The sequence below is a fragment of the Flavobacterium aquariorum genome (assembly GCF_003254745.1).
In the GTDB taxonomy this organism is placed as follows: domain Bacteria; phylum Bacteroidota; class Bacteroidia; order Flavobacteriales; family Flavobacteriaceae; genus Flavobacterium; species Flavobacterium aquariorum.
The window spans coordinates 74,181-86,647 of record NZ_QKXH01000001.1; the positions used below are offsets into that span (position 1 = coordinate 74,181).

A 12,467-nucleotide genomic window follows, 5' to 3' on the forward strand; every position below is an offset into this window, starting at 1 on the left:
ACATAAATTTGACTGATTTTGTTTCGCTTAGTCACACGATTATTTATTTTTTTTACCTCAATCGTTCTTTATGAACAATTATTTTAAATAGAAAAAGTATAAATTTAGAAAAGTTTAAAAAGAATTAAATAATAATTAGGTCTTAAAAACATGAATTACACTTATATTATCATAGACGATGATCCCGAAAGCGTTTTAAAAACAAAGACAATTGCCAGTGAATTTTCTGAATTAAATTTTCTTGGTTCTGCTGGTAATTATGCAGATGGTGTAGATTTAATTTTAAAACATATGCCCAGACTTATCTTTTTGGAAATAGATCCCATTGACAAAACCAGTAATTTATCATTGCAGTTAATCAATGGTTTATTAATGTATTTGAAAGAATTGCCAAAAATTGTCATTACAACAAACAAAAAAGATTTTGCTTTCGACTGTATCAAATATGAAGTCATCGATTATTTATTAAAACCATTATTAGTTATCGATTTTGTAAAACTGATTCATAAATTAAATAAAATAAATACAGAAGATGAAGTGGTTCTTGTTCAAAATCCAAATGCCCGAGAAAAACGAAATCTAGAAAATATAGAATTGCAAAACAGCAAAAAATCATTTATTCTATGCGTCAAATCCTATGGCGATCATAGATATATTGATTCTGATGAGATATGTTACTTTCAAGCCGACAATAATTCTACCGATATTCATTTAAAAAATGGCGAAATGATAACGGCTTTCAAGACATTGAAACATTTTGAAACCGTCTTGACCAATCCGTTTATACGAATCCATAATAGTTATATTGTAAATCGGAACTTTATCTCCAGAATTCATACTGGAAATTCTTTGTGTTACATTAAGAAGACCACAATAAAACTTCCGTTTTCAAAATCTTACAAAACCAATATTGACTTTATAATTAATGAATTTGCCAATGAAAATTATATCGAAACTTAATAAATAGTCGTTTGCCATGAATTGCTATCCATTCACTATCAAACGAATACCATTGACCATAAACATCTTTTTTTGAATTGATTATCGCGGCTTCCTGTTTAGTTTTACAAAAGAATTCCAACACAAACGGAATTAAAAACGTAAAAAATAACAACAACATAAAGCCCAGAAATCATGAAAAAAGCTATCTTAACTATCGGATTATTTACATTAGTATTGGCAACAACTTCATTTGCCTCTCCAAAAAATTCAACTTCTTCAATTGCTGATAATGCAGTAATCACATCTATTGATGGTAACGGAAGTCAAGATTCAGGTGGGGGTAAAAAAATAGATTTCATGGGTACAGTTTCAAAAGGCAAAACTACAAATCAATTAGCTGACATTGACGGTAATGGAAGTCAAGATTCAGGTGGGGGTAAAAAAATAGATTAAGCAATTAAACCAATAATAAAATAGAGGCTGTCATTTACTTGGCAGCCTTTTTTTATATGAAAAGTTTTAGTATTTTTGGTTCAACTCAAATCCTAATATTGAAAAAATATTATTACATACTAATTCTTTTTTTAGCTGTTTTTTTTAGCTGTACCAAAAATAAAGTAGCCATAAAAAAAGCGAATACCTCAGAAGACAGCCTTAGTACCTATCTTACTTTGGCTAATGACGACCATTTGTCTTTTGTTTATAAAAAAAAATACAATCAAAAGGCATTTGCAATTATAATGAATCAAAAAGACGATTCGATTAACAAAGTCAACCTCTTTAAGGTAGCCAATCGGTATTACAATATGAACGATTGGAATGGTTACCATGAAACTTCCAAACTCATTTTGGAACGTTCGAAAAAGAGTCATGACACAGTGAATATGGCCAAAGCCTTCACCTATATAGGAGATTACTACGGAGCAAAATCTATCTCGGATAGTGCTTTTTATTCCTATTTTAAAGCTGAAAAACTTTATCTTAAACTTAATGACAATTACAATCTGGCTAAAACACGTTTTAGTAAAGCTAATTTACAATACAATGAAAGCGATTATTTTAATTGCGAAATAGCCGTTTTTAAGGTTTTGCGAGCGATAAAAGGAATCAATGCCGATGATTTACTTTATGAATCCTACAATCTTTTGGGTATTTTATACAATGAAAGAGAAGAATTTGATAGAGCTTTAGAATACCATAATAAAGCTTTGGCTATTATTGGCAACCAATCTTTTCCATCAGTTTTGCAATCCAAAGCATCTTCCTTAAACAATATGGGGTATGTGTATTTGAACTTGAAAAATTACAAGCAAGCCAAAAGTAATTTCGAAAAAGGCTTAAATGAAGCAAATTTATTTGTGGATAAGCCCAAATTATATGCTATGTTATTGGATAATTTGGCCTATGCCAAATTCAAACTAAATGAATCCGACAACCTTCCCAATCAATTTTATCGAGCTTTAAAAATTAGAGATAGTTTAAAAATCACATCTGGAATCATTGTAAGCAAAACCCATTTGTCTGAGTATTTTGCTTCCAAAAATGACACTTTCAAAGCTGTGCAATATGCAAAACAAGCACTTGCTCTTTCCCGCAGCACCAATCGATTGAGAAGTATACTGGAAGCTCTTAAACAAATAGAGGCTGTAGACCCAAAAAATGCTTCTAAATATTCTAAAGAATACATCCTTATCAATGATCGCCTGCAAAAAGCAGAACGCAAAATGGGCGAAAAATTCTCGAGGATAGAATATGAAACCGATGAAATCAAAGTAGAGAACACGAATCTAGAAGGACAAAATAAGAAACTTTTGTTAATCTTTGGTTCTTTTATAATCTTGGCAATATTATTGTACACTATTAAATTACAAAAAGTTAAACAGCGTGAATTGCTATTCAAACAGCAACAACAACAAGCCAATGCCGAAATCTATAATCTATTGATTAATCAACAAAATGCTATTGAAATCAATAGTATTAAAGAGAAAAAAAGAGTCGCCAGAGAATTACACGATGGTGTTCTAGGCAGAATGTTTGGTGTTCGAATCAATCTGGATAGTTTAAACAAAATCAAAGATGATTCCGGAATCGAAAGAAGACTGAACTATCTAACTGAACTCAAGAACATTGAACAAGATATTCGTGAAATTTCACACAACCTGAATAGGGAAAAATCAGAATTAATTAATAACTTCGTAGCTATTGTAGCTAATTTATTCGAAGAACAGAAAAAAACCTATAGCACAAAGTTTCTTGCGCATATCGACCCTGCTATAAAATGGGATTTTATTGATAATACGATAAAAATTAATATATACCGTATTCTTCAGGAATCTCTTCAAAATTGTAATAAATATGCGGATGCCACAAAGATAAAGGTGGAATTCAAAAAACATAATGACAATTTAGTATTAAAAATCAGCGATGATGGTGTAGGGTTTAATATCAATCGAGCAAAAAAAGGTATAGGTCTCCAAAATATAAAAACGAGGACCATAGAATGTGAAGGAACACTCGAAATAAAATCAAAAAAAGAAGAAGGAACTAGCATAATAATAGTAATCCCAATTAAAAAAACACAAAAACCTACAACATAATGATAGTTGATTCAAAAGTGGAAAAATTAATTAAAAAGAACATTTTAATAGTAGATGATCATCCCTTTATAATTGACGGATATAAAAACGCCATTACTCGTTACAAACCCGACATTTATGAATACTCGTTTACCCAAGGTAAGGACTGCGAAACAGGTTACAACATTATTACAAATCCTGAAACCCCTCCTTTTGACGTTGCTTTTTTAGACATCAGTATGCCTGCCTTCGAAGAAAAAGGAATTGTTTCCGGTGAAGATTTAGCAAAATTAATTTTGGAATTGATGCCAAATTGCAAAATTATTCTACTCACGATGTACACGGAATTACTCAAAATAAAAAATATAATTGAGACTATAAATCCTGCTGGACTGGTTATAAAAAATGATTTAACCTTTGATGAGTTACTTTTTGGCTTTGACATTATATTGAAAGATGAGATATACTACAGTCACTCTGTAATAAAAATGGCTGATCAAATTAATAATGATTTTGAAGGTATCGATCAATTTGATAAATTAATTTTATTCCATATTTCAAAAGGAACAAAAACCAAAGATATTCCACAATACATCCCTATTTCACTGCATGGCATAGAAAATAGAAAAGTAAATCTAAAAGAATTATTTAAAATTGAAGATGGAAGTGATATTGATTTGATTCGCGAAGCAAAAGTTAGGGGAATTATCTTTTAACTCTTTCAATAACAACAGAAAAGCGACACCAAATAGTGTCGCTTTTCTGTTTTTTTATATATTATCTATTACTCGCTTATTGCATCCCAACCTCTTGCTTTCAAAGGTATTTTAGTATTAGCACGAGTTACCAGATGCACCCCTTCACTTTCCTGCGTCATGTGCCCGATAATGCTGAAATTTGGGTTCCCTTTTATTTTTTCAAAATCTTCCATAGCGATGGTAAAAAGCAATTCATAATCCTCACCACCGTTGATAGCAACTGTCGTACTATCAATATTAAATTCTTCGCAAACATTGATAAACTGAGGATCTATAGGCAATTTATCTTCATACAGATTACAACCAACACCCGATTGTTTACACAAATGCATAATCTCCGAAGACAATCCATCGGAAATGTCAATCATAGAAGTTGGTTTTATTTCCAAAGCGTGCAATAAAGTACGTACATCTTTACGAGCCTCAGGCTTCAATTGACGCTCGATCAAATAAGTATAGGCATCCAAATCGGGTTGTGAATTAGGATTCACCTGAAAAACTTGTTTCTCTCTCTCCAACACCTGCAATCCCATATATGCGGCTCCAATATCGCCTGTAACTACCAATAAATCGGTTTGTTTGGCACCGTTTCTATAGACGATTTCATCTTCATCAGCTTCTCCAAGAGCAGTGATGCTAATGATTAACCCTTTTTGGGAAGAAGTCGTATCGCCACCAATTACATCTACTTTGTATTCCTGTGCTGCATGCGCAATTCCCTCGTATAATTCTTCCAATGCTTCTAACGGAAAACGATTGGACACCGCGATTGAAACAGTGATTTGCGTTGGTCGAGCATTCATCGCACAAATGTCGGATACATTGACCACGACAGATTTGTACCCTAAATGTTTTAAGGGCATATAGGCCAAATCAAAATGCACGCCTTCGATCAATAAATCGGTGGAAACCACTACTTTTTTCTCTTTGAAATCCAACACGGCTGCGTCGTCACCAATTCCTTTTAGCGTGGAAAGCTGTGTGATTTCGAAGTTTTTTGTCAAATGGTCTATTAAACCAAATTCTCCTAGTTGAGCTATACTGGTGCGTTGCGGGGTTTTATCTTCAATCATTTTGTCTGTTTATTGCTTTTTTGGTTTTTACCAAGGTTGCAAAGGTACGAAGTTGAAGATTTAATAACTATAAATAAAAGGAGAAAGCAGTTTTAGATTTTTTTTTAAAAGTAATTTGTTTAATATCAATTCTATTTGTTTTGATGATTTTTCCAGTGAAAGTAACGTTGAAACGAGATTTAATGAACTGAACGAATCTGTGATTATCGCTTCATACTAAAATGTGATTTGAAGACTTGTGCCACTCCGTTTTGTGTATAGAAAACCTGAAACCAATAATCGGTGGATGGAAGTGGATTGCCATTGTAATTTCCGTCCCATCCTGGGCCAGACGGTCTGAGTTCTTTTAGGAATTTACCGTAGCGATCAAAGATATTTATAACGGCATCGGGCTGAAAAGCGAGATCGGGTATATTCCAAGTGTCATTGTAACCATCATTGTTTGGGGTGAAAAACTTAGGATATTTGAGCACATTAACAATTAAAACACGGTTGTCACAATTGCCTTTGGTGTCTTTTATGGTAATAATATGCTGTCCCGAAGCAACATTGGAAAAAACATTACTAGTTTGAAAAATGCCGTCATCCATTTGGTATTCATATATTCCAAAGCCATTGGTCAGGGTCACGATAATATCGATAGTGTCTTCGAATGCATCGGTCACGGTTACGTTCACAATTGCCGGACTGGATTTTTCAACGGTAACCGTGGCTGGATTGTAACCACAATCGTTGCCTGTATTGGGAGTGTTTTTGGTGCTAACAACGGTATAAGTTCCTTCTTTAATAGCAGAGTAATTGGCTCCCGTGCTTAATTTATTGCCATCCAAAAACCAATCAATGGTATAATTATTTGGATTAAGCCCTGAAATCAATTGTGCCGAATTGATTAGTGCTCCTGTTTGGTAATCGACACAGATTATACCGCTTTTTAACGGCAAATCTTTCAGTGGATAAATGGTAATATTAAAATCGTCTTGGGAAGCACAGTTGGAATTAGCTGGAGCCGGGGCATAGATGTACATCGTTTGGCTGGAGTTTATTTGCTGTCCTGCCAAATAGAGTGTTCCAGTAGCATTTGGTCCGCTATAATAATCTCCTTTTGACAAGGGAGGCAATGTGTAGCTTTGACAAATGGCTACATCCGGCATACTAACCAATACAGGGGCTGTAGAAATAGTTATTGAAAAACTTTTTTCGGTGGAACAAGTCAATCGATTCCCGACTATAGCGTAAACATAAATAGTCTGCGAGGTCGTCAAGACAGTTCCCGCAGGAATAGCGACCCCTTTCCCCTTGGGTTGTGAATAATAATTTCCTAACTTTAATGGTGGCAATGTGTAGCTGTCGCAAACACTTACATTGTTGAAGTCGCCGACATCTATTCCATTGGCATTGACCTTAAAAAAAGATTCGTTGCTGCATTTTGTAAAATCAGCCCATTCATTATAAATATAAATAGTTTGAGTAGTTGTTATGACCGTTCCTTCGATAAGTTGATTTCCCAATCCATGAGGACCTCCTGTAGCGGTGTAATATGCCCCATTTTTTAATTTCGGTAGTTTAAAATTGGTGCAGGTAACCACATCCGTAAAACTATCGACTGGAGGGAGTGGCCTGATTTCGACAATGAAACTATGCTCATTTGTACAATCTGTTCCAACTGAATAAATATAAATCGTCTGTGTTTCAGTAATGACATCACCTGCTTTTAATGAAATCCCGCCACCATTGGTTTCGGTAAAATAATTTCCATTCATCAAGGGCGGTAATACATAACTTTGACATTCCAGCCTATCGCTTGGCGTGTCCACCAATGGCAATGGTTTTATGGTAATCTGATATTTTAAGTTATCGGTGCAATTGGGAGAAGTCGTAGTGGCAACATAATAATACACCGTTTGTGAGTTGGTAATGACCGTTCCTAATGGAATACTTTTGCCCTGACCACCCGGCCCGTCATAATAACCGCCTATGGTAACTGGCGGCAACGTATAGCTTCCGCATTCGGAAATGGGAATAAAAGCTGAAGAATTAACAATATCAACTTTGAACGAATTCTCATTGGTACATTTTCCATCATTTGCATAAATAAAAAGCGTTTGGCTCGAAGTTATTCTATCCCCAGCAGTCAACGGAGTCCCCAAACCTCCGGACAAACTGTAATAATTACCATTTGTCAAAGGAGGCAGCGTATAAGAATCGCAAGTCACCACATTACTGGGCTTATCAACCAAAGGCAAGGGATGAACCGTGAAAGGTATGGCTTCGTCACGGCAAACTACACCGTTAATTACGGCATAATAATAAATGGTGTTGTCTGTTGTATATGTAGTCCCGACTGAAATAGTATTACCTCTTCCTCCAGCCTCCGTAAAAAACCCACCCACAACTACACCGGGAACTATGTATTTACCACAGGCTTCTTTAGGAAAATCAATTTCGTAAACAAAGGTTAGCTTAAAAGAATTCTCATTGGTACAATTGTTTGTTGATGTTGGACCGCTGTAAATATAGTAGATACCCGTTTTGGTGATAATGTCTCCTGCATTCAGTTTAATTCCCGTTCCATTTGATCCCGTATAATAATCGCCATATGTAATTGGGGGCAATGTGTAGCTGTTACAAGCAATCACATCAGGAATGTCATCTACTGTAGGAAGCGAATAAACTATTATATTAAAACTGACGGTTTTGTAGCAACCCAAACTTGTAATATTTTCGATTCGTACCCAAATGGTCTGTGGTGATTGGGAAAGAGAAGTAACGAAAGTAGCTGGGGTTGCTATACTGTTCGTAGCTGTGTTTGCTTCAGCTTGACTAGTATAATAGCTAATTTTGTAATCCGAAGGATTTAATCCGTTCAAAATAGGCGCTTCTTGTACTGTCAAATCAACGGGTACTCTTCCAAAATTGGTGTCACAAAAACTCAAATCTGGCGGTTTTACAACATTGATAGGAGCTGTTACCAATAAATCAAACGGAAGCAAATTATTGCAAAAAGTGTTCCTGTTATAAACATGTACCGCTTTTATGTATATCGTTTGGTTACTGGCACTGTTAAAAGAAGCCAATTGATTGTAGGGTATAGTAGGTCCATTTGCATTGGCCGCAGTCAAAGAATCAAAATATTCAAGGCTATACTCCGCTGGACTGAGACCTAAAGTAATTAAATTATTCTGAGTTAAGTCATATTTATAAGTAGGGTTTCCAGTATTGCAGGCGATTAGGTTTTTGGGAGGTTTAATAACTAGATCCGTAATCACCACCTCATCTTTTATGATGCAACCCGAAAGTGTTGCCGTAACGCCATAAGTCCCAGCTTTATTTAGCGCCAACGAACTGCTTGTTTCCCCTGGAATTACCGCTCCGTCGTGAGTCCAAACGTATACATAATTTCCAACAAGACCTGACTGGAGAACGATTCTTTCGCCTTCACAAATAGCTCTATCGGAACCTAAATTCAAGGTGGTCATAAAACTTCCTCCTTTTATGAAAACTGCCGAATCATAACTGCTGTCATTGTAATCCCCGATAGCCAGTTTTATGCTATAAGTTCGGTTCGGGATTACTGTCGACGAAGCCGTCAAAACCTTAGTTTCACCTCTCATATTTATGGCAGATTCCCCCGGATTGGTTACATTATAATGGTCAAACAAATTGGCATTGGCAGATAAACAGGAAGAATTGTATTGTTCATCTCTAATATTCTTGACCGAAACTGGCGTTGTTGTTCCTGGAAGAACGGCCAGATTTTTTGAGACTCCTGTGGTCAAATCGGTTAATATAAATGCAAAAACGTCACTAAAACCGCATTGAAACTCACCATATTCATTGGAAGCAAAAAGAAAATCAAAACTAAAATTACTTGACAAAGGGGTAAAATCAAACTGAAGGTAACTCACATCAGTAATAGGAACAACTTGTCCATTACCATCACTTATAGCCTGCAAATCGCTATCGCCTGCTGAATTTAATTGACTGCTTTCATTAGCTCCAGTATAAACTCCCTCGGTATATTTTGCTATTCCATTCCGAATGATGATTCCGCTTGAAATTGGAAAACTTGGATCGGTATTCGTGAATTTACCAATTCCTTGGTGGGATGAAAATTTGAAGTTGTTTTCATTCGCACAGGCATTTTGCATTAACTCTTCCCTAATCAGTTCAGGTATACCCAAGGTTGTCGTATCGACTACAATCCCCTGTGACAAAGATATAGTCGAATAAAATAATAAAAGTAGAAATAGAGGCGTTCTCATAATTCTTATTTTATTAATTTGGAGCGTTTAAAGATACAAATGATTTTATTTTTAATGTAATGAATTTCAGTATTTTAGACTATTAAAATCATTTACAATTAATTATTGCACAAGAGCAATTATCGGTTCTAATTTTAGTAAATTGCAGCTACAGTTTTAACAGATCTTAATACAAAACCATTCTCAAAATAAAAAAATGAACTCATTCGATATTGTTACCCTTACAGTAAATCCAGCTTTAGACAAAAGCACCCATTTTAAAGGCTTAGTTGCCGAACAAAAAATACGCTGTTCAGAACCCCGATTCGATGCAGGAGGTGGTGGAATCAATGTCTCCAAAGCTATTTCTCGTTTGGGTGGATCATCATTAGCAGTATTCACTTCGGGAGGACCATTGGGAAAAATGCTGGAAGAATTGGTTGCCAAAGAATTCATCGCCTATCAAGCCATTCCTATCCAAACTTGGACTAGGGAAAGTTTTGTCGCGGTAGATGAAAATACTAATTCTCAGTATCGTTTTGGTTTTACCGGAGGTGAAATAACCGATGAAGAAGAACAAGCCGTGCTCAAAGCCATAGCCAACTTAAAACCAAAATTCTTGGTTGCGAGTGGCAGTCTAAACGAAGGTTTATCTCCCGATTTTTATCAAAAAGTAGCTGAAATAGCCAAAAAATCAAATTCAAAATTAATAGTTGATACCTCTGGAGAAGCCTTGAAAAAAGTATTGGAAACTGGCGCTTACCTCATCAAACCAAATGTTGGGGAACTCGCTAAACTAGTAGGTGTCGAACGCCTGGAAATGGAAGAAGTCAATGAAGCAGCAAAACAAATTATTGCCAAAGGCGGAGCCGAAATTGTTGTCGTTTCACTGGGACCTCAAGGAGCTATTCTCGTAACCAAAGACAATTATGAATTTGTTCCGGCTCCCAATGTAGCCAAGAAAAGTACCGTTGGTGCCGGCGACAGTATGGTAGGTGGTATGGTTTGGGCGCTTTCGCAAAATAAAAGCCTGAAAGAAGTAATCCGCTGGGGAGTGGCCTGCGGTTCTGCAGCCACGATGAACGAAGGAACTCAATTGTTTAAAGGTGCCGATGCACAAAGATTATTCGATTGGCTGAAAGATAAGTGATATTATTTAACCACAAATTCAACAAAACAAAAAGCTTGATGATTTTTTTTACATCATCAGGTTTTGTCTTTCTTCTTTACTCTTTTTTCTATCCTCTAGAAAAAAAATAAATTTACTACTGACAAACTGTTGTCACCGACCCTATCTAATTTTGAAGAAGTAAAAAATCAAAAACTTTAAAATTATGAAAACATTAGCAGCACAAGTTATCACTCCTGAAGATTTATTGAAACATTGGCAAGGTCATCGCGCCTTAACACGACGTGTAATTGAATTGTTTCCTGATAAAGATTTCTTTGAATTCTCAATTGGCGGAATGAGACCTTTTTCAAAATTGGCCGACGAACTTTTAGCCATTGGAGCACCGGCACTTAAAGGGATTGTAAATCGTAATATTCAACCTTATACTGAAGGTTCCGAAAAATTAATTTTTAAGGCACAATATCTTGAAAAATGGGACGAAGCTACCGCAGAAATTAATGAAAATTGGCAAAAATTAACCATCGAAGATTTTAATGAGACCTTTAATCTTTTTGGTCAATATGAATTCCCGATTATCCACAATATTTTATATTTTATTGATAATGAAGTGCATCATCGAGGTCAGGGTTATGTTTATTTGAGAGCCTTGGGAATTGAACCTCCTTTTTTCTGGGAAAGATAAAAACTAAAAAAGCTCCTAAAATAATTTTCGTTTTAGGGGCTTTTTTTTATAAAAGGCGTTGTCTGTTTATATCCAATAATTCCAGAATTCTTGTTTTCAATCTTTCAGGTTCCAATATGGTAGCATAATCACCAAACATCATATACCAGCGTGAAAACCCTTCCATCGTATCGCAAGACATAAAAGTCATTTCGATTTTATCATCTATTGCTTTTTCAGAAACGAAGCCATGGTATTTTCGTTCGTATGCCAGGTATTTGGCAATTTTCTTTTCGACAAGTATCCTGATTTTGATTGTTGAAACAGTTTTGTTTTTATCCAAATAAGTTTCTAATGCCTCATGTTCCAATGAAAAAGGAATATCTGTTTTTTTGATTCCGTGAATGCGATCTGCCCGGAATTGTCTGTAGTCTTTACGCAAATGACAATACCCTAACATATACCAATTGTTATTGTCGTGAAAAACGCCAACAGGTTCAATATGTCGCACCGTAATTCCGTCCGATTGAATCGCTTCATACGAAAGAATAACTTGTGTTTTTTCGGCGATGCTTTCAAAAAGCGTTGCTAAAGTATTTGGAGATTTATCATTAAAAAGCTTCTCCGAAGACTGCATTAAAACACTGGATTCAATGCTGGAAACCCAATCTTTATCGTCGCTACGAAGTACTGATTTCAGTTTGTACATCGCCGAAGCATAATGATTCCCAAGTGTTGCATCAGTAAATTTCTGCATTAGTTTTTCGGCCGCAATAAAACTACTAGCCTCTTCACGGGTAAACATTACAGGTGGCAGTCTGTAGCCATCCATTAAAGCATAACCAACGCCGGCCTCACTGTAAATGGGAACTCCAGACGCTTCCAATGTCCGGATGTCACGATAAATGGTTCGCAAACTAACCTCAAAACGATTAGCCAATTCCTGCGCTTTTACAATTTTTTTGGATTGTAATTGGATTAGAATTGCTACGATTCGGTCAAATCGTTTTGGGGATTCATCATTCATAAGTATGATTATTATATTTCAAAGATACAGTTTTGCTGTTTTGGGAGATTATATTAA

Annotated in this window: 9 protein-coding genes; 6 read left to right on the top strand and 3 right to left on the bottom strand. The window is 35.5% G+C overall.

Going from position 1 to position 12,467, the window contains the following annotated elements; all coding sequences use genetic code 11:
- The first annotated feature begins 150 nt into the window (after positions 1–150).
- From DOS84_RS00390 to DOS84_RS00410, 4 genes are all read left to right on the top strand, one after another.
- Positions 151–960: a LytR/AlgR family response regulator transcription factor gene (locus DOS84_RS00390; RefSeq protein WP_111408137.1), complete on the top strand. Its 810-nt coding sequence runs from the start codon at positions 151–153 to the stop codon at positions 958–960.
- Positions 961–1,134: 174 nt separating this feature from the next.
- Positions 1,135–1,395 (top strand): hypothetical protein, encoded by a 261-nt coding sequence (locus DOS84_RS00400; RefSeq protein ID WP_111408139.1) that lies wholly within the window; start codon positions 1,135–1,137, stop codon positions 1,393–1,395.
- Between the two features lie 98 nt (positions 1,396–1,493).
- Positions 1,494–3,539, top strand: a complete 2,046-nt coding sequence (locus tag DOS84_RS00405) for a tetratricopeptide repeat-containing sensor histidine kinase (protein ID WP_243636295.1) — start codon at positions 1,494–1,496, stop codon at positions 3,537–3,539.
- Entirely contained in the window at positions 3,539–4,234 is a 696-nt protein-coding gene (locus tag DOS84_RS00410) for a response regulator (protein ID WP_111408141.1), read from the top strand. The genes DOS84_RS00405 and DOS84_RS00410 overlap by 1 nt, the downstream gene beginning before the upstream one ends.
- A gap of 68 nt (positions 4,235–4,302) precedes the next feature.
- On the opposite strand, the gene thiL is transcribed toward DOS84_RS00410, so the two are convergent.
- Together thiL and DOS84_RS00420 are read right to left on the bottom strand one after the other, a co-directional pair.
- Positions 4,303–5,349 (bottom strand): thiamine-phosphate kinase, encoded by a 1,047-nt coding sequence (gene thiL / locus DOS84_RS00415; protein ID WP_111408142.1) that lies wholly within the window; start codon positions 5,347–5,349, stop codon positions 4,303–4,305.
- A 203-nt stretch (positions 5,350–5,552) separates the two neighbouring features.
- Positions 5,553–9,611: a T9SS type B sorting domain-containing protein gene (locus tag DOS84_RS00420; protein ID WP_111408143.1), complete on the bottom strand. Its 4,059-nt coding sequence runs from the start codon at positions 9,609–9,611 to the stop codon at positions 5,553–5,555.
- A 196-nt stretch (positions 9,612–9,807) separates the two neighbouring features.
- Between DOS84_RS00420 and DOS84_RS00425 the strand changes: the two genes are divergently transcribed.
- Both DOS84_RS00425 and DOS84_RS00430 read left to right on the top strand, forming a co-directional pair.
- Entirely contained in the window at positions 9,808–10,740 is a 933-nt protein-coding gene (locus tag DOS84_RS00425) for a 1-phosphofructokinase family hexose kinase (protein WP_111408144.1), read from the top strand.
- Positions 10,741–10,924: 184 nt separating this feature from the next.
- Positions 10,925–11,404, top strand: a complete 480-nt coding sequence (locus DOS84_RS00430) for a DinB family protein (protein ID WP_111408145.1) — start codon at positions 10,925–10,927, stop codon at positions 11,402–11,404.
- Positions 11,405–11,450: 46 nt separating this feature from the next.
- Here DOS84_RS00430 and DOS84_RS00435 read toward each other — a convergent pair whose 3' ends face one another.
- Positions 11,451–12,410 carry a helix-turn-helix transcriptional regulator gene (locus tag DOS84_RS00435; protein ID WP_111408146.1) on the bottom strand — a complete coding sequence of 320 codons (960 nt, stop codon included), beginning with the start codon at positions 12,408–12,410 and terminating at the stop codon, positions 11,451–11,453.
- Between the last annotated feature and the right edge of the window lie 57 nt (positions 12,411–12,467).